Annotated in this window: 13 protein-coding genes; 10 read left to right on the forward strand and 3 right to left on the reverse strand. The window is 66.1% G+C overall.

Annotation, left to right across the window (positions count from 1 at the left end; translation table 11 throughout):
• Nucleotides 1–72: 72 nt before the first annotated feature.
• A complete protein-coding gene (locus tag AC3WRR_RS28005) occupies nucleotides 73–2,658 on the reverse strand; it encodes a PAS domain S-box protein (RefSeq protein WP_037024292.1) in 2,586 nt (861 codons plus the stop codon).
• 423 nt (nucleotides 2,659–3,081) lie between these two features.
• Between AC3WRR_RS28005 and aceE the strand changes: the two genes are divergently transcribed.
• The 7 genes from aceE (at nucleotide 3,082) to amrS (ending at nucleotide 12,309) form a co-directional block, all read left to right on the forward strand.
• The gene (gene aceE, locus AC3WRR_RS28010; protein WP_010813072.1) at nucleotides 3,082–5,769 is read left to right on the forward strand and encodes a pyruvate dehydrogenase (acetyl-transferring), homodimeric type; all 2,688 of its coding nucleotides are present in this window, start codon (nucleotides 3,082–3,084) and stop codon (nucleotides 5,767–5,769) included.
• A gap of 167 nt (nucleotides 5,770–5,936) precedes the next feature.
• Nucleotides 5,937–7,613 (forward strand): dihydrolipoyllysine-residue acetyltransferase, encoded by a 1,677-nt coding sequence (gene aceF, locus AC3WRR_RS28015; protein WP_058696846.1) that lies wholly within the window; start codon nucleotides 5,937–5,939, stop codon nucleotides 7,611–7,613.
• A gap of 73 nt (nucleotides 7,614–7,686) precedes the next feature.
• Complete coding sequence (locus AC3WRR_RS28020; RefSeq protein WP_492298694.1) at nucleotides 7,687–8,364, forward strand: MFS transporter; 678 nt, start codon at nucleotides 7,687–7,689, stop codon at nucleotides 8,362–8,364.
• 33 nt (nucleotides 8,365–8,397) lie between these two features.
• Entirely contained in the window at nucleotides 8,398–10,182 is a 1,785-nt protein-coding gene (gene lpdA, locus AC3WRR_RS28025; RefSeq protein WP_492298696.1) for a dihydrolipoyl dehydrogenase, read from the forward strand.
• A 315-nt stretch (nucleotides 10,183–10,497) separates the two neighbouring features.
• Nucleotides 10,498–10,935 carry a universal stress protein gene (locus tag AC3WRR_RS28030; RefSeq protein WP_011615031.1) on the forward strand — a complete coding sequence of 146 codons (438 nt, stop codon included), beginning with the start codon at nucleotides 10,498–10,500 and terminating at the stop codon, nucleotides 10,933–10,935.
• A gap of 94 nt (nucleotides 10,936–11,029) precedes the next feature.
• Nucleotides 11,030–11,224: a hypothetical protein gene (locus AC3WRR_RS28035; RefSeq protein ID WP_011615032.1), complete on the forward strand. Its 195-nt coding sequence runs from the start codon at nucleotides 11,030–11,032 to the stop codon at nucleotides 11,222–11,224.
• Complete coding sequence (amrS, locus tag AC3WRR_RS28040; RefSeq protein WP_058696844.1) at nucleotides 11,221–12,309, forward strand: AmmeMemoRadiSam system radical SAM enzyme; 1,089 nt, start codon at nucleotides 11,221–11,223, stop codon at nucleotides 12,307–12,309. Before AC3WRR_RS28035 ends, amrS begins: the two co-directional genes overlap by 4 nt.
• 128 nt (nucleotides 12,310–12,437) lie before the next feature.
• Here amrS and AC3WRR_RS28045 read toward each other — a convergent pair whose 3' ends face one another.
• On the reverse strand, nucleotides 12,438–14,552 hold the full coding sequence (locus AC3WRR_RS28045) for a hypothetical protein (RefSeq protein WP_058696918.1): 2,115 nt from the start codon (nucleotides 14,550–14,552) through the stop codon (nucleotides 12,438–12,440).
• Between the two features lie 371 nt (nucleotides 14,553–14,923).
• Here AC3WRR_RS28045 and AC3WRR_RS28050 point away from each other — a divergent pair, with 371 nt between their 5' ends.
• Nucleotides 14,924–16,048: a helix-turn-helix transcriptional regulator gene (locus tag AC3WRR_RS28050; RefSeq protein WP_439668731.1), complete on the forward strand. Its 1,125-nt coding sequence runs from the start codon at nucleotides 14,924–14,926 to the stop codon at nucleotides 16,046–16,048.
• A 259-nt stretch (nucleotides 16,049–16,307) separates the two neighbouring features.
• Here the strand turns inward: AC3WRR_RS28050 and phaP1 are convergent, their stop codons facing one another.
• Complete coding sequence (gene phaP1 / locus AC3WRR_RS28055; protein ID WP_011615034.1) at nucleotides 16,308–16,886, reverse strand: TIGR01841 family phasin PhaP1; 579 nt, start codon at nucleotides 16,884–16,886, stop codon at nucleotides 16,308–16,310.
• 357 nt (nucleotides 16,887–17,243) lie between these two features.
• Between phaP1 and AC3WRR_RS28060 the strand changes: the two genes are divergently transcribed.
• Entirely contained in the window at nucleotides 17,244–18,164 is a 921-nt protein-coding gene (locus AC3WRR_RS28060; RefSeq protein WP_041687266.1) for a histone deacetylase family protein, read from the forward strand.
• Nucleotides 18,161–19,087, forward strand: a complete 927-nt coding sequence (locus AC3WRR_RS28065; RefSeq protein ID WP_058698885.1) for a DMT family transporter — start codon at nucleotides 18,161–18,163, stop codon at nucleotides 19,085–19,087. The genes AC3WRR_RS28060 and AC3WRR_RS28065 overlap by 4 nt, the downstream gene beginning before the upstream one ends.
• Nucleotides 19,088–19,143: the final 56 nt, after the last annotated feature.

Here is a 19,143-nt window from a genome sequence, read left to right on the forward strand (position 1 = left end):
GGGCGGGCTTTTTCTGGAATCCTTGGGCATGCCCGGGCGCGAAGGCCTCGGCAACAGGGCCTGTGCTTCGGCTTAATGCTCGGCCAGCGCCGATTGCAGCGGCAGCATGATTTTAAATGTACAGCCGATGCCGTCGGCATTGTTCTCCACCCACAGGCGGCCCTGGTGCGACTCGATGATCGAGCGGCAGATGTTCAGCCCCATGCCCATGCCGTCGGACTTGGTGCTGAAGAAGGGCTCGAACAGGCGCTCCTTGGTGGCTTCGTCCACGCCCGGGCCCTGGTCGATCACGTCGATATGGACGCTGTCGCCAATCTCGCCCGGCTCCACCCGCGCGTGCAGGCGCACCACGCCGCCGGCGTGCAGGGCGGGCAGGCCGGCCATGGCCTCGACCGCGTTCTTGAGCAGGTTCACCAGCACCTGCTCGATCAGCACCGGGTCGACATAGACCGTCAGCGGCGGGGTCGGCAGGCGGGTCAGGATGGTGACGCGGCGGCGCGTGGCCTCCAGGTCGGCCAGGCCTACCGCGTCGGCGACGATGTCGTGCAGCGCGGCCTCGCGCCGCTGCGGCTGGCTGCGCTTCACGAAGCCGCGGATGCGGCTGATGATGGTGCCGGCGCGCACCGCCTGGGCCGAGGTCTTCTCCAGCACCGGGATCAGGTCCTCCGGCGTGCTGCGGCCCGAGTGCAGCCGCGCCACCGCGCCCATGCAGTAGTTGTTGATGGCCGCCAGCGGCTGGTTCAGCTCATGCGCCAGCGACGAGGCCATCTCGCCCATGGTGGTCAGGCGGCTGGTGAACTGCAGGCGCTCTTCATGCTGGCGCGCCATTTCCTCGGCGGCCTTGCGCACCGTGATATCGGTGGCGATCTGCATCTGCGCCAGGTGGCCGTCGACCCACTGGATATAGCGGCGGCGCACTTCGAACCATTTCTGCATGTCCGGCACGAACACTTCGCGCGCGTCCGATGCGTACGGCATCAGCTCGGACGCCGGCAGGCCGGCATAGGCGTCGACATAGTCGGTGTTGTCGCTGGAGACCTGGTCCTTGTCGAGGTCGTCGCCGGCCAGCTTGAGGTGGCCCTCGGCCTCCCAGCCGAACAGCTGGCGGTAATAGCGGTTGGCAAAGAGCAGCTCCGCCTTGTCGGTGGCCAGCACCGACACCGCGGCATCCAGGCTTTCCAGCACCGTGGTGAAGCGGTCATGCGCCGCGGCCAGTTCCTCGCGCGCGCGCTTGGGCTCGGTGATGTCCGTCATCGAGCTCATCCAGCCAGTATGGCGGCCGCGGCTGTCCACCAGCGGCGACACGTACATGCGCGCGTAGAAGCTGCTGCCGTCGCGGCGCATCACGCGCATCTCGTAGCCGCCGGCGGGCGACTTGCCCTGCAGCGTCAGGTCGATCTGCTTCTGCATCTCCTGCTGGTCGTTGGGCGGCCAGTAGGGGAAGGGCGGCAGGCGCCCGACCAGGTCGTTCTCCTGCCAGCCGGTCATGCGGCAGAAGGCCGGGTTGACATAGGTGATGCGGCCGTTCAGGTCGAGCGCGCGCAGGCCGATCAGCATCGAGTTTTCCATCGCGCGCCGGAACGAGGTCTCGGCCAGCAGCGCGCGCTGCGCCTCGGAGCGGCGGCTGGTGTGGCGCCACATGCTCCACAGGCTCCACAGCAGGAAGCACGACAGCCCCACCACCAGCCACAGCAGCATGTTGTTGGGCAGGTTCGACGCCGGCGGGTAAGCATCGGCGCGCAGCGACAGCGAGTGGCCCGGCGGATCCAGCAGCACCTCGTACGACAGCGCGTTGCCCGGCACCGGCCGCAATGAGGTGCTGGCGCGGGTCTGGTTGTTCTTGTCGATCAGCGAGAAGCGGTAGCGCTCGGTCAGCTCGGGCGGCAGCAGGTGCGTCAGGATGCCGTTGATCGAGTACAGCGCGCCGAGCGTGCCGAGGAACTCGTTGTCGCGCACGATCGGCACTTCCATCAGCATGAAGCTGTCGCCGCGCTCGTTGACCAGCGGGCGCGAATAGACCACTCGCTGGGTCTCGCGCGCGGCGTCGAAGGTGTCGAGCACTTCCGGTTCGAGCGGCTGGTCCTGGTTCTCGCGCAGGCGGCTGGCGAATTCCGAGGTCGATGGCAACGACCAGCGGCCGCGCTTGGTGGCATCGAGCCAGTTGATGAAAACGATCTCGGGGTTTTCGCGCAGGATTTCCTGCGCCGCGGTGCGGTAGGCGCCTTGCTCAAGCTGCGCGGCGGCGATGTCGCGCGCCAGCGAGGCCAGCTGGTCCTGGTTGCTCAGCAGGGACAGGCGCACGCGCTGCTGCGCCCAGGCGGCGTCGCGGTACAGGGCGTCGCGCTGCTGCTGGCGCTCGGTCTCGTGCAGGGACCACAGGATCACGCCCATGGCCACCGTGAACAGCACGATGGCAACCAGCGGGATGAACATGAACCAGCTGGTGGCCACCAGGTTGCGCCAGCGCAGCCACCACAGCCCGCGCGGTGCGGCCACGGGGGCGCCGTCGTCGGGGCCCAGCGCCTCGATCGGCCCCAGTCCGGCAGCCGGCGAAGGGGCGTGCGCGGGATCGCCTCCGGCCGCCTTGGCTGACCCCGACGCGTCGGGAGGAAGCATGGCTGCACGCAGGCTGGAAAGGAGTCGGTCGAAAAACGGCATGGGAGGGATTGACGGCTGACCGACCAGTGTACCGAGATTATTGCGGTGCGTCGCTTGGGGAAAGCGCCAATGAAAACATTGCTGCTGCGGCCGGGGCGGGCAGGCTTATGGCGCATGGCGGGGCAGCCGGGCAGTGATTCTTGGTGCGCCGCCGCATAATTCCACATTATAAAAAACGATACCGCAATTTGAAAATTTCACTTGTGCTGGACTTTGGGCTTCCATAGAATCGGTTCGACCCAAGAATGCGGGCGGCAGCCATGCGCCTGCCGCGCGGAGAAACCGGAACAGGTTTCCCGGCGGCGGCCCCGATGCAAGGCGGCATGGTGCCGGATCCGCAAGTCGGTGCGAGTCATACGTAAAGTCGTGTCCGGGCGCTGCCAGCGCGGGCGCGGATGCAAAGAATTCACCCAGGAGACAGTCATGTCCGCCGTACCAGAGCAGATTCTCGGCGCCTCGAGCGCCAACGACGCCGATCCCCAGGAAACCCATGAATGGCTCGACGCCCTGCAGGGCGTCCTGGCCGCCGAAGGTCCGGCGCGCGCCGCTTTCCTGATCGACAAGCAGATCGAATACGCACGCGTGAACGGCGTGACCCAGCCGTTCCACGCCGAGACGCAGTACATCAACACGATTCCGGTCGAGCAGCAGGCCCGCATCCCCGGCGACCAGGACATCGAGCACCGGATCCGCTCGTACACCCGCTGGAACGCCATGGCGATGGTGCTGCGCGCCAACAAGCACACCAACGTCGGCGGCCACATCTCGTCGTTCGCCTCGGCGGCCACGCTGTATGACGTCGGCTACAACCACTTCTGGCGCGCCCCGTCGGAAGCCGGCGGCGGCGACCTGGTGTTCGTGCAGGGCCACTCGGCTCCGGGCGTGTATTCGCGCGCCTTCCTGCTCGGCCGCCTGACCCAGGACCAGCTCGACAACTTCCGCCAGGAGGTGGACGGCAAGGGCATCTCGTCCTACCCGCACCCGTGGCTGATGCCGGACTTCTGGCAGTTCCCGACGGTGTCGATGGGCCTGGGCCCGATCATGGCCATCTACCAGGCCCGCTTCATGAAGTACCTGGACAGCCGCGGCCTGGCCAAGGCCGGCGACCGCAAGGTCTGGGCCTTCCTGGGCGACGGCGAGACCGACGAGCCGGAATCGCTGGGTGCGATCGGCATGGCCGGCCGCGAGAAGCTCGACAACCTGGTCTTCGTCATCAACTGCAACCTGCAGCGCCTGGATGGCCCGGTGCGCGGCAACGGCAAGATCATCCAGGAACTGGAATCCGAATTCCGCGGTGCCGGCTGGAACGTGATCAAGGTGGTGTGGGGCAGCAAGTGGGATTCGCTGCTGGCGCGCGACACCAAGGGCCTGCTGATGAAGCGCATGATGGAATGCGTCGACGGCGAGTACCAGACCATGAAGGCCAAGGACGGCGCCTATGTCCGCGAGCACTTCTTCAACACGCCTGAGCTGAAGGCGATGGTGGCCGACTGGTCCGACGACGACATCTGGCGCCTGAACCGCGGCGGCCACGATCCGCACAAGATCTACGCCGCCTACAAGGCCGCCAGCGAGCACAAGGGCCAGCCCACGCTGATCCTGGCCAAGACCATCAAGGGCTATGGCATGGGCGACGCCGGCCAGGCCATGAACGTGGCCCACCAGCAGAAGAAGATGCCGGTGGACGCGATCCGCAAGTTCCGCGACCAGTTCAATCTCCCCGTTGCCGACGACCAGCTGGAAGATGTGCCGTACATCACCTTCCCGGAAGGTTCGAAGGAACTGGAATACATGCGCCAGGCGCGCCTGAACCTGGGCGGCTACCTGCCGGCCCGCCGCCAGAAGGCCGAAGCGCTGCCGGTCCCGCAGCTGTCCGCGTTCGACGCGCTGCTGAAGGCCACCGGCGAAGGCCGCGAAGTGTCCACCACCATGGCCTTCGTGCGGATCCTGAACACGCTGCTGAAAGACAAGCAGATCGGCAAGCACGTGGTGCCCATCGTGCCGGACGAGTCGCGCACCTTCGGCATGGAAGGCCTGTTCCGCCAGGTCGGCATCTGGAACCAGGAAGGCCAGAAGTACGTGCCGGAAGACCATGACCAGCTGATGTTCTACAAGGAATCGCAGACTGGCCAGGTGCTGCAGGAAGGCATCAACGAAGCCGGCGCCATGTGCGACTGGATCGCGGCCGCCACGTCGTACTCGACGCACGGCGTGCAGATGATCCCGTTCTACATCTACTACTCGATGTTCGGCATCCAGCGTATCGGCGACCTGTGCTGGGCCGCTGCCGACATGCGCTCGCGCGGCTTCCTGCTGGGCGGCACCGCCGGCCGCACCACGCTGAACGGCGAAGGCCTGCAGCATGAAGACGGCCACTCGCACGTGTTCCACGCCGCGATCCCGAACTGCATCTCGTACGACCCGACCTTCCAGTACGAACTGGCGGTGGTCATGCAGGACGGCCTGCGCCGCATGTACGCCGAGCAGGAAGACGTCTACTACTACCTGACGGTGATGAACGAGAACTACGAGCATCCGGAAATGCCGGCTGGCGTGGAGCAGGACATCGTCAAGGGCATGTACCAGTTCCGCAAGGGCGTCGAGAACAGCAACGCGCCGCGCGTGCAGCTGCTGGGCTCGGGCACGATCTTCCGCGAGGTGATCGCCGCTGCCGACCTGCTCAAGAAGGACTGGGGCGTGGAGTCGGACCTGTGGGGCTGCCCGAGCTTCACCGAACTGGCCCGCGAAGGCCACGACGTCGAGCGCTTCAACCTGCTGCACCCGACCGAGACCCCGCGCGAATCGCACGTGGCCAAGAGCCTGAAGTCGGCCCGCGGCCCGGTGATCGCCTCCACCGACTACGTGCGTGCGTTTGCCGAGCAGATCCGTCCGTTCGTGCCGCGCCGCTACGTGGTGCTGGGCACCGACGGCTTCGGCCGCTCGGACACGCGCGAGAAGCTGCGCCACTTCTTTGAAGTGGATCGCTACTGGGTCACGCTGGCCGCGCTCAAGGCGCTGGCCGACGAGGGTGCGATCGGCCGCGACAAGGTTGCCGAGGCCATCAAGAAGTACAACCTCGACCCGAACAAGCCCAACCCGATGTCGGTCTGATCCGGCAGCCAGCACCAACCCCCGCAGTACGGCAACGCCGTGCCGCGGGCGCCCCGGCCAGAGCCCGGACGGCGCCTTGCGGCATGGCGGCGTGACAGAAGCGGGCGGCGAAGGTAATCTCGCCGCTTGCGGATGTCGCGCGTGCCGGCCTGCCCAGGAGACACTGAATGAGTCAAGCGATTGAAATCAAGGTGCCGGATATCGGCGACTATGACGCCGTTCCCGTCATCGAAGTGCATGTGAAACCCGGCGACAGCATCAACGCGGAAGACGCGCTGGTGACGCTGGAATCGGACAAGGCCACCATGGACGTGCCCTCGCCGCAGGCCGGCGTGGTCAAGGACGTCCGCATCAAGGTGGGCGACAACGTGTCCGAAGGCTCGGTGCTGGTGATGCTGGAGGCGGCCAACGAGCCCGCCGCCGCCGCACCTGCCCCTGCTGCCGCAGCACCGGCGCCGGCCGCCGCAGCCCCCGCACCGGCTCCTGCCCCCGCAGCAGCCCCAGCCGCGGCCCCGGCCGCTGGCGGTGGCGGCACCATCGAAGTCAAGGTGCCCGATATCGGCGACTACGACGCCGTGCCGGTCATCGAAGTCCACGTCAAGGCGGGCGACACCATCAACGCCGAAGACGCCGTGGTGACGCTGGAGTCCGACAAGGCCACCATGGACGTGCCGTCGCCGCAAGGCGGCGTGGTCAAGGAAGTCAAGGTCAAGGTCGGTGACAACGTCGCCGAAGGCACGCTGCTGCTGATCCTGGAAGGCGCCGCCGCAGCCGCCGCCCCGGCAGCTGCCGCCGCGGCTCCGGCTCCGGCCCCGGCTGCCAGCGCGCCCGCACCGGCACCGGCACCGGCCCCCGCAGCCGCCGCCCCGGCACCGGCCGCAGCACCTGCTGCCGCGCCGGCCGCCGCTGGCGTAACCGGCAAGGCCGCCCACGCCAGCCCCTCGGTGCGCAAGTTCGCACGCGAGCTGGGCGTGGACGTGTCGCGCGTGCCGGGCACCGGCCCCAAGGGCCGTATCACCCAGGAAGACGTGCAGGGCTACGTCAAGGGCGTGATGAGCGGCCAGGCCGCCGCGCCCGCACAGGCCGCCGCGGCTGGCGCCGGTGGTGGCGAGCTCGGCCTGCTGCCGTGGCCGAAGGTCGATTTCACCCGCTTCGGCGAGGTCGAAAGCAAGGCGCTGTCGCGCATCAAGAAGATCTCGGGTGCCAACCTGCACCGCAACTGGGTCATGATCCCGCACGTCACCAACCATGACGAAGCGGACATCACCGAGCTGGAAGCCTTCCGCCTGCAGCTGAACAAGGAAAACGAGAAGTCCGGCATCAAGGTGACGATGCTGGCGTTCATGATCAAGGCCACGGTGGCGGCGCTGAAGAAGTTCCCGAACTTCAACGCGTCGCTCGATGGTGACAACCTGGTGCTGAAGAAGTACTTCAACATCGGTTTTGCCGCCGACACCCCGAACGGCCTGGTCGTGCCGGTGATCAAGGACGCCGACAAGAAGGGCGTGCTGGAGATCAGCCAGGAAATGAGCGAGCTCGCCAAGCTGGCCCGCGACGGCAAGCTCAAGCCGGACCAGATGCAGGGCGGCTGCTTCTCGATCTCTTCGCTGGGCGGCCTCGGCGGCACATACTTCACGCCGATCATCAACGCGCCGGAAGTGGCCATCATGGGCGTGTGCAAGTCGTACCAGAAGCCCGTGTGGGACGGCAAGCAGTTCGCGCCGCGCCTGACGCTGCCGCTGTCGCTGTCGTGGGACCACCGCGTCATCGACGGTGCCGAAGCGGCGCGCTTCAACACGTACTTCGGGCAACTGCTGGCGGATTTCCGCCGCATCCTGCTGTAAGCGGGGTTGCGCCGTGCAGGCCAGGCCGACGGCCTGGCCTGCCCGGCGCACCACGCGCAACCGGGAGCGAGCCATGACTACCTGCGTGGTCGTCAGGAAGGGCGCCGAGGTGGCCATCGCGGCAGACGCGCTGGTGACCTTTGGCGACACGCGCCTGTCGCGCGCCTACGAGCGCAACCAGAAGGTGTTCCCGGTAGGCGACGGCTTCATCGCGCTGGCCGGGACCACCGCGCACTTCCCGGTCATGCGCACGCTGCTGGCGGGGCTTGGCGAAGAGTGCCGGCTGGGCTCGCGCGATGACGTGTTCCGCACCTTCCTGAAGGTGCATGAGAAGCTGAAGTCGGACTACTTCGTCAACACCAAGGAAGACGAGGACGATCCCTACGAGTCGTCGCAGATCGTATGCCTGATCGCCAATCCGGCGGGCATCTTCGGCGTCTACTCGTACCGCGAGGTGTTTTCGTTCGACCGCTTCTGGGGTATCGGCTCGGGCCGCAACTACGCGCTGGGCGCGATGCATGCGGTCTATGACCGGTCGGACCTGGATGCGGGCGAGATCGCGCGCATCGGCGTCGATGCGGGCGTGGAGTTCGACAAGAGTTCGGCGGGGCCGATCGAGGTGCACACCGTGCGGCTGCACGAGGGTGACACCGCGCCGGCACCGCCGGCTGGCGGTGCCACGGGCGGCAATCCGGCAACCGGCAGTACGGCACCCGACAGCGCGGCAACCAACAACGACGGCGCGCCCTGAAGCCGAGAGGCGGGCGCGCATAGAGGAGCAAACATGAGTGTGATCGAAGTCAAGGTGCCGGATATCGGCGATTTCGACGCGGTGGAAGTGATCGAGGTGCTGGTCAAGGCCGGCGACACGGTCGAGGTGGAACAGTCCCTGATCGTGCTGGAATCCGACAAGGCCAGCATGGACGTGCCGTCGTCGGCCGCCGGCAAGGTGGTTGAGGTCAAGGTCAAGGTCGGCGACAAGGTCGGCCAGGGCGCGGTGATCTGCACCATCGAGGCCCAGCAGGCCGCGGCCGCCCCGGCGCCCGCGCAAGCTCCGGCACCGGCGCAGGCTCCCGCACCCGCGGCGGCGGCTCCGGCACCGGCTCCTGCTGCCGCCAGCCACAGCGGTGGCGCCGATATCCAGTGCGAGATGCTGGTGCTGGGCGCCGGCCCCGGCGGCTACTCGGCCGCCTTCCGCGCCGCAGACCTGGGCATGAATACCGTGCTGGTGGAGCGCTACAGCACGCTTGGCGGCGTCTGCCTGAACGTGGGCTGCATCCCGTCCAAGGCGCTGCTGCACAACGCCGCCGTGATCGACGAAGCCAAGGCGCTGGCCGCCCACGGCATCCTGTTCGGCGAAGCCAAGATCGACCTGGACGGCCTGCGCCACTACAAGAACCAGGTGGTCGGCAAGCTCACCGGCGGCCTGGCCGGCATGGCCAAGGCGCGCAAGGTGCAGGTGGTGCGCGGCATCGGCAACTTCCTCGACCCGCATCACATGGAGGTCGAGCTGACCGAAGGCGAGGGCAAGCGCAGCACCGGCAAGAAGACCGTGATCCGCTTCGAGAAGGCCATCATCGCTGCCGGCAGCCAGGCGGTGAAACTGCCGTTCATCCCGGAAGATCCGCGCATCGTCGACTCGACCGGCGCGCTGGAGCTGCCCGAAGTGCCCAACAAGATGCTGGTCATCGGCGGCGGCATCATCGGCCTGGAAATGGCCACGGTGTACAGCACGCTGGGTGCCGACATCGATGTCGTGGAAATGCTCGACGGCCTGATGAACGGTGCTGACCGCGACCTGGTCAAGGTCTGGGAAAAGAAGAACAAGGACCGCTTCGGCAAGGTCATGCTGAAGACCAAAACCGTCGGCGTGGAAGCCAAACCGGACGGCATCTACGTCAAGTTCGAAGGCGAGGCCGCGCCGGCCGAGCCACAGCGCTACGACCTGGTGCTGGTGTCGGTGGGCCGCTCGCCCAACGGCAAGCGCATCAGCGCAGAGAAGGCCGGCGTGGCCGTGAGCGAGCGCGGCTTTATCAACGTCGACAAGCAGATGCGCACCAATGTGCCGCATATCTTTGCGATCGGCGATATCGTCGGCCAGCCGATGCTGGCGCACAAGGCGGTGCATGAAGCCCACGTTGCCGCTGAGGCCGCGCATGGCGAGAAGGCTTACTTCGATGCCAAGCAGATCCCGTCGGTGGCCTTCACCGATCCGGAAGTGGCCTGGGCCGGCCTGACCGAAGACGAGTGCAAGGAGAAGGGGGTCAAGTACAGCAAGGGCGTGTTCCCCTGGGCGGCATCGGGCCGCGCCATCGCCAACGGCCGCGACGAAGGCTTCACCAAGCTGATCTTCGACGAGGAAACCCATCGCGTGATCGGCGGCGGCATCGTCGGCACGCATGCAGGCGACCTGATCAGCGAGGTCTGCCTGGCGATCGAGATGGGCGCCGATGCGGTGGATATCGGCAAGACCATCCATCCGCACCCGACGCTGGGTGAATCGATCGGCATGGCGGCGGAGATCTATGAAGGCACGTGTACTGACGTGCCGCCGCCGCGCAAGCGCTGAGCGCCGTTCGCTGCAAGCGAGAAAGCCCGCCCGCCCAGGCGGGCTTTCTCATTGCCAATTATGCAATTAACCGCCAGAATTTGCCGGCGTCCGCGAGGTCTGCCTGCCAGTACCGCTCGCGTCGGCAGCCAATGTGCAGATTGCGACAGGAGCGGTGCAAGACCTTCGCTGCCTATACTGAATTCAGCCGCCATGCACCCCAAGGCGACCGAGGCCGGCGCTGCATACTCGCGCGCGGCCGATCGCTGCCGGATGTCTGCTGGCGGGATCCGGTGGCCCCCGGTGGCTACCGTTCAGCTGACAAGGAGGCACGACGTGTTCAGGCATCTTCTTGTTGCGGTGGATGGCTCCGCTCTGGCCGAAGCGGCCTTTCGCAAGGCACTGGAGTTCGCGCAGGAGACGCAGGCCAGCATTACGGCGCTGCGCGCCTGCCCGGATTTCCACGTCACGACTTACCACACCGAAATGCTCACCGACACGCGAGAGCAGTTCGAAGAGGCTGTCCTCGAGGACGCATCGAAATACCTCGACGGCATCGCGCGAGAGGCCGCCGCGGCAGGCGTGCCCTGCGACACCAGCAGCGTGGTCGACGATCATCCCTACGATGCCATCATCAAGGCTGCAGAAGAAAACGATTGTGACCTGATTGTCATGGCGTCTCATGGGCGCCGGGGTGTGAAGGCGCTGTTGATCGGCAGCGAAACCCTGAAGGTACTGACCCACAGCAAGATTCCGGTGCTGGTCTATCGCTAGACGTCGCGTGAATGGGGTCGCCGGCATTGATGACACCGGATACGTTCGTGATGCCACCATGGTTGCCTGTCATGGGCGCCATAAAGGATCTGCCATGAGCACTCGCCGCTATGTCGTGATGATCGACCAGCCCAGGGACGTTGCCGACGAGCAGATGGCAGAGTACATCAAGCATGCCATCGCCGGATGGGGTGCCGGATTGCCTCCGCCTCCGGCTGACAGCCCGTTCTTCGACCTGGATGTATTGTCGGTAACCGTGATCAGCAAGCCGCACAAGGACCATTCATGAAGGATGTGCCCGGTTCAGGGAGCTATGCCGGCCGCTACTGGCATTTCCTGGATGACGGCCGCATGCAATGCGACCTGTGCCCGCGCCACTGCCGCCTGCATGGCGAGCAGCGCGGCGCTTGCTTCGTGCGCCAGCGGGTCGGCGATCGGATGGTGCTGACCGCCTATGGCCGCTCGTCGGGCTTCTGCATCGACCCGATCGAAAAGAAGCCGCTCAACCACTTCTACCCGGGCTCCGCCGTCCTGTCGTTCGGCACAGCCGGCTGCAATCTGGCCTGCAAGTTCTGCCAGAACTGGGATATCAGTAAATCGCGCGAGATGGAGACCCTGGCCGATGCGGCCATGCCCGAAGCGATCGCCGCATCGGCGGCGGCGCACGGTTGCAAAAGCGTGGCCTTCACCTACAACGACCCGGTGATCTTCGCCGAGTACGCCATGGACGTAGCCGATGCCTGCCACCAACTGGGCATCAGGACGGTGGCGGTGACCGCAGGATATATGGGCGCCGAGGCGCGGCGTGATTTCTACGCCAGGATGGATGCGGCAAACGTCGACCTGAAAGGCTTCAGCGACGCGTTCTATGTTGCCTTCACCGGGGCGCACCTGCAGCCGGTACTGGAGACGCTCCAGTACCTGAAGCACGAAACCGATGTCTGGCTCGAGATCACGACGCTGCTCATTCCCGGCAAGAACGACAGCGATGACGAGATTCGCGCCGAGGCCCGGTGGATCGCCAGGGAGCTTGGTCCCGACGTGCCGCTGCACTTCACCGCATTCCATCCGGACTACAAGATGCGCGACGTGCCGCCGACACCATGTTCCACCCTTGCGCGCGCCCGCAAGCACGCGCTGGCGGAGGGACTGCATTACGTCTACACCGGCAACGTGCACGACACCGCCGGTGCCACCACCCATTGCCCCGCTTGCCGCGCGCAGCTCATCGTGCGCGACTGGCACGCGATCGAAAGCTATCGCCTGACTCCCACGGGAACTTGCCCGGACTGCTTTGCACAGATTGCGGGACGTTTCGGGAATTTTGAGCGTCAGTTCGGGCGGCGGCGAATTCCTGTGCGCATCGGAGAATAGGCCGGCATGCATGCTCGGGGCCCACGGCCGCTGTTCACCGGGACCAACCTGATGGAAAGGTGAAGAACAAAAAAACCACGCCGAGAGGAAGCATGGCGCTTCCCCGGGGCGTGGCAGCACGCAGCCTTTCAGTGGTTGTATTCGACGCTGTGGTTGAAAGACAGGTCGAAGGCGTCCGACCACGTCACGTTGACGAACGACGAGTCGTTTGTGCCGGTTGCCGCGGCAACGGAGGGGAAGGCCGTGCCCTGGTCGCCCCGCACGTCCAGCGTGACTGTCGTGCCCGGGGCCACCGGCCTGGCCTGTGCCGACCCGCTGACGAAGACCGTAGGCGTGGCGCCGACGGTGGAGCGGACCTGCACGTTGCTCCGCTTGACGAAGGGCACGCCCGAGGCGGAAGTCCAGCTGACCGGGAAGGTCGGGCCGCCCGTGAATGCGGTGGCGGAGGTCGGCGTGATCAAGTCGCGCACGCTCTGGCTGACCTGTTGCCACGCATACTGGCGCAGCGATTCCGGCGCCGGCGGCGGGGTGCGCAACCTGACCTGGTACGTGTACGCCGGCGTGGTGGTATTGCCGCCCTGGTAGATGTCAAAGGTGTAGACACTGAACGGCGTGATCGCGGCAATTTCCGCGCTGCTCAGTTGCGGGCTGGCCCAGGCCGCGTTGCCGACCGGCCAGGCGAGCTGCGCTTGCGCCGACACGTCCTGTGCCACGCCCGCGAGCCGGTAGCTGCTGCGGCAGGAGGTCAGGCGGCCAAGCGATGCGGCCTGGGTCGGCGTCTGCGAGGCGCCGAGCTGTGCGCGGATGTTCAGCGTATCGCAGACCCCGCCTTGGGCCACCGGCTGCAGGAAGATGCCGTTGCGCAAGCCCGGCCCCTTCACGATGGCGAAATCGACCGGCACCCCTTGGTTGTCGACGTTGGCGACTTGCAGGCTCAGCGAACTCACAAAGGCGTTGGTGCCCGCGGTCGCCTTTGCCGGATTCAGCCAGTCCCATTTCTGGGCAAGGGCGCCGACGCGGGTCAGCACCTTGCGCTGGTTGCCGACCATGCGCCAGCCGTTGTCGTCGTTGGTGCGGGCGCTGTCTTGCAGCGCCACCTGCACGATCGCCTGGGTGCCGTCGCGCAGGCCGTCGGTGCGGGTCCACGACAGCTTGATCCAGAGCTTGTCTGTTGCCTGCACGCGGATGACTTCCGGCAGGCTGAAGGCGGCGCCGTTCATCATGTCGTCGGCGAAGATACCGGGCGCGCTGCCGCCCTGCGCGAACTCCCTCTCGGCACTCGCGCCGTTGTTCAGGTAGGCCGAGGGCACGCCGGCTTGCCGCACGCCGGAATCCACGTCATCGACGAAGATCTTGCCGCACGCGGCTACCTCGCCATTCAGGCGGGCGGTGGCCGTCGAGCTGCCACCGAAGCATTGGTTGAAGGCGGCTTGCAGCGCTGCCAGGTTGCTGGCCGCCGGGAGGGCGGATACGGGTACCGGTACCCCGCCGATGGTAGCGACGCTCGGCAGGCTCGCAGCATCGCTGGCTGTCGGCGCCACGCCGGGTGCCAGCTGGAGCAGGGCAGGCGTATCGCTGGAGGCGCCGGGCACCGATGAGAGCTGCACGGCACCGTCCGGCAGCACGTTGACCTTCAACTGGTCGAGCAGGCGGTCCAGGCCGGGCGCCCCCGCCGTCAGCGGGCCGGAGATGAGGTCCACGCCGGCGTTGCCGGTGGCGCTCAGCAGGTCGGCTAGCGCATCCGAGTAGGCCTTCACGGTGGTGCTGATCGCCGACGCGGTGATCTTCGACTGCAGCAGGCCGGTATCGGCAAGCAGCTTGGTCGGGTTGTCGCCGACGATGGTTGCCGCAATCGCGTTGGTCAGCGGCGTGATGTTGATGGTCTGTGTGCCCGCGGTGGCGCTCAGGCTGATCAGCGTGGCCTGCGAATCCGCGACATTGCCGGTGGCCGCCAGCACAAAGGGCGCGGCGAGTCCCGTCACATCACACTGGAACGAGCCGGTAGTGGCGTCCGCCGGGCAACTGACGGACTTGCCGGCGGCGTCGGTCAGGGTCACGGTGGCGCCCTGCATGGCTGCGCCGGTGGCCGCGACGCCAGTGACGGTCTGCTTGGCGGGTGTCGACGTGACAGGCGGCGTCGTGGTGGTAGTAGTGGTGCCGGCGCCGCTGTCGGACGAGTCGCCGCCGCCGCAAGCCGACAATGCGAACACGGCGATGCCGAGCGCAACAGGTGTGAGCTTCATGATTTCCCCGGTTATTGCTGTGATGGACTGCAAACCATCAGGCAGGTCGAAGACCGATGCCGCCTGATTGGCCAGGAAATTCAGGAAAAGCGCCCAATGCAATACAACAGTTGATTCCCGTTTATCCCCAAACCTCGGGCGAGCTTTCTTGTGCTGCGGGTCGATTTCAATTCGCCTGGCTGGCGGGATTTTCCGGAATCGCCCGGGCGCGCCGCATCATTCATTTGGATGAAACTTTGAAATACCCCCAATGCGAGGGGCACTCATTCGGTCGCGCTTTATGCAAAGCTGATGCCGGTCCGTAAGAGACTGTCGGCGCCGCAGAACATCAATTAAGCGCCTGATGAATAATGCCCTTGGGGAGCGGGTAATTGAAGACGGAAAAGGAACACCTTATCGGGGACCTCTATGAGGCTGCGCTGCGGCAGGAGGGCTTCCTGGACGTTTTTCAAAGCGTCGCCGAAAGCGTGGGCGCCAATGTATTCCACATGTTCAGCTGGGATGTATTGCGCAATGCGCCCCACCTTTCCATCTATACGCCCGATGTCGATTTGGATACGGTGGTGCAGCGCTACGACCAGTATTACGGCGCACTCGATCCGCGTCGCAGTTTTGTCGAAAAGGCCGGCATTGGCGAGTTGGTCTGCTGTCAGGATTACCTCAGTGAGCAGGATATTGCTCGCAGCGAGTTTTTCCAGGATTACCAGTTGCCATCGGGCTTGCGTTACCTGATGGGCCTGCGGCTGGCCCGGCCCGGCAGCGACGATATCCTGCTGGGGTTGATCAGGGCCAAGGGCCGGCCGCCCTACACCATGCAGGAACGCGTCGCCGCGGCCGGCATGGCCGGACACCTGCAGCGTGCCATCAACCTCTGGCAGGACGCCCGGGTCCTGCATCGCGATGCCGCCGTGGGCACCGAACTGATGGCGCAACTCGGCCTGGCCGTGTTCGCGCTCGACCGGCGTGGGCGGGTGATGTTTGCCAACCACGCTGGCGAAGCCATATTGCGCGCCACCACTTGCCTGCGGCTCGAGCATGGCCGGCTCGCGGCCAGCAGCGCCGCGGAGAACGAAGGCATGAAAGCCGCCATGGCCCGCGTGGAAAAGACACGCAAGGCGGAGAGCCTGGCGCTGCGGACCACGGCGGGCGCGCCGCCCGAAATCTTCGTCTGTATCGCGTGCCTGCCGGGGCACGATACGCGCGCGGCATTTGGTGAGGCAACGCTGCTGCTGACTGCCAGGCGGCGTGGCTCGGCGCCGATGGTCGCCGCGAAGGCGCTGCAGCAGGCGTTCAGGCTGTCGGTTGCCGAGGCGGCAGTGGCCGAAGCGTTGATCAGCGGCAAAACCCCCGACGAGTACGCAGCCCTTGCCGGAGTTTCCCTGGCCACCGTGCGCACGCAGCTGCGGGCCATCTTCGACAAGACCTGCGCGCGATCCCAGGCCGAGGCCGTCGGAACCATGCTATGGGTCCTGTCGCAGCACGAGCGGGACCGCTAGCGTTTGCCGATGCCGCGCAAAGCGGCAAAAAGCCAAGGTGAAGAGCAAAAAAAAGCCCGACCTGTAGAGGTCGGGTTTAACGATACCTTTGGACAAGGAGACCGCGGTACCGAGGAGACATCGGCGGACAAGGCAGCACCGATGCAACTCAGTCAGGGCACTACCTTCATCGTTGGCAAAACACACCGCAAACGCCAGGCGTCGATATGCTTTGCCAACGGACCGGCCGCAGCCGGTCCATCTTCAACGCAGGCAGCTATCAGGCAGCCGTCGTCTTCTTTGCCGTGGCCGTACGGGCCGTGGCGCTGGCTTGCTGGGCAGCCTTGGTGGCAGCCGTAGCCGCAGCCTGGAAGTTGGTTTCAGCGATTTCGACCGCTTGCTTGGTCGCCTTCTGCACCGACTCGTAGGCGTTGTTGGCAGCGGAGATCGCCGACTTCACGATGGCCACGGTCGATTCCGAACCGGCCGGGGCGTTCTTGGCGAGGTTCTCGACCAGCGCTTGCACGTTCTTCGAGCCTTCGGCCAGTTGAGCCTCGGCTACCTTGGTGAACTCGCTCTGGGTTTCCGAAGCGATTTCATACAGGTGGCGGGTGTAGGCCAGGGTCTTTTCGGCAACCGGCTGCACGGCTGCGGCCTGGATGGCCAGCAGTTCCTGTGCGTCCTTGGCCGACAGCGCCTTCTTGGCGTTGTCAACGCCTTCTGCGAACGAAGTCTTGACGACCTGCAGGTTCAGCTCGACGAGCTTTTCGACGCCTTCAAACGCCTTGGTGGTCAGGCCGAACAGCGTTTCGAGGTTGGCCTTTTGCGCTGCTGCAACTTGTTCCGGGGTGAGGATCATTGCTGGTCTCCAGTGGTGAACTTCAAGGTCTAGCAAATTAAGCCGCCTAGATGTCAGGGCCGTGACGGTGTTGTGCCCGATTCGGCCAGCCCAGGCGTGTGGGTGGGTCAAGGCGCATTTCTTATTTGGTGCGCCGCAACAATTCCTATTTTAGGGGCGCCAGATCCAATGTCAAGTGGATTTTGTGCAATGCACAAACAACGTTGCTGGCGATACACGGGAGCGGCTGTGACGCCACTCCGGGGCGCTCCGGCGAGGGCCATGCAGGGGTGCTACCATCGCGGATTGCCCGCGCCCGCACGGATGGCCGCGCCGGGAACCAACAAAGACGTGAACAGAACCGCCCAGGCCACTTCCATGCTCGCTTTCTATGCCGACCATTTTGTGCTGCCACTGCCACCCGGGCACCGTTTCCCGATGCGCAAGTACAGCATGCTGCGCGATGCCGTCGCGGCGCAGGTGCCGGGGCTGCGCCTGGTTGAGGCGCCGCGCGCGGGCGACGATGCCTTGTTGCTGGCGCACACGCCCGGGTACGTGCAGGCCGCGTCAGCCGGCACCCTCGACGCGGCGCGCCAGCGCGAGATCGGCTTCCCGTGGTCCGAGGCCATGGTGGAACGCTCGCGGCGCTCCGCAGGCGCCACCATCGAGGCCTGCCGGACGGCGCTGCGCGAAGGCATTGCCGTGAACCTGGCGGGCGGCACCCACCATGCGTATGCCGACAAGGGCGGCGGCTTCTGCGTGTTCAACGATGCCGCGATTGCGGCGCGCGTGCTGCAGCGCGATGGCGCCGTGCGCCGCGTGGCCGTGGTCGACCTGGATGTGCACCAGGGCAACGGCACCGCGTCGATCCTGCAAGGCGATCCGTCCGTGTTCACGTTGTCGCTGCATGGCGAGAAGAACTATCCGTTCCGCAAAGAGGCCAGCGACCTGGACGTCGGCCTGCCGGACGGCTGCGACGACGATACCTATGCGCAGGCGCTGCAGGCGGCGCTGGACACGCTGTTCAGCCGCTTCGATCCCGAGCTGATCATCTACCTGGCCGGCGCCGATCCGCATGAGGGCGATCGCCTCGGGCGGCTCAGGCTGACCCTGGCGGGCCTGGCACGGCGCGACCGGCTGGTGTTCGATGCCGCGCATGCACGCCAGTTGCCGGTGGCGGTGGCGATGGCGGGCGGCTACGGCAACCAGATCGAGGACACGGTTGCGGTCCACGCGCAGACCGTAAGCCTGGCCGCACAATATCACGCGCGCCATGCACAGGCGCTGCTGGCCACATGAGCGGCGTGATGGAGCAAGGCGGCGCAGCAGCGTCAAGCGCCCGCGCCACGCTGTGGGTGGCGTCGATGCCGTGGCTGTTCGTTCTGATCTGGAGCACCGGCTTTATCGTTGCCAAATACGGCATGCCGTACGCGGAGCCGATGACCTTCCTGTTCCTGCGCTTTGCCGGCGTGGTGGTGCTGATGGTGCCATTCGTGCTGCTGGCGCGCGTGCCGCTGCCGCGCCTGCCGGGCAAGGCGCAAACGGACTGGTCCGCGGTCGGCCATATCGCCGTAGCGGGGCTGTTGCTGCAGACGGGCTACCTGGGTGGCGTCTGGGCTGCGATCAAGCTTGGCATGCCTGCCGGCGTATCGGCGCTGATCGTCGGCATGCAGCCGATCCTGACCGCGCTGATCGCCACGCGCATGGGTGAGCGCATCGGCGCGCGCGCGTGGCTGGGCCTGCTGCTCGGCATCGCCGGCGTGGCGCTGGTGGTGGCCAACAAGCTGGGTGCCAGCGGACTCACGCCGGCAAGCCTGGCACTGGCGGGTGGCGCCTTGCTCAGCATCACCGTCGGCACGGTCTACCAGAAGCACTTCTGCCCGGTGTTCGACCTGCGCATGGGCTCGGTGATCCAGTTCGCCGCGGCGGCACTTGCGTGCGTGCCGTTCATGTTCCTGTTCGAGACCCGCGCGGTGCAGTGGAGTGCCGCGATGCTTGGTGCCATGGCGTGGTCGGTGGTGGCGCTGTCGATCGGCGCCATCTCGCTGCTGTTCCTGCTGATCCGGCGGGGCGCAGCCACCAAGGTGTCGAGCCTGATGTACCTGACGCCGCCCACTACCGCGGTGATGGCGTGGCTGCTCTTCGGTGAGCGCTTTCCGCCGCTGGCCGCTGCCGGCATGGTGCTCGCGGCGCTTGGTGTCGCACTTGTCATCCGCCGGTAGTGTCGCGTATGCGGCTACTTCAGAATATTCCTATCCCATCCTGTCCCGTCCACGTC

The organism is Cupriavidus sp. FW305-3-2-15-C-LB2, assembly GCF_058787575.1.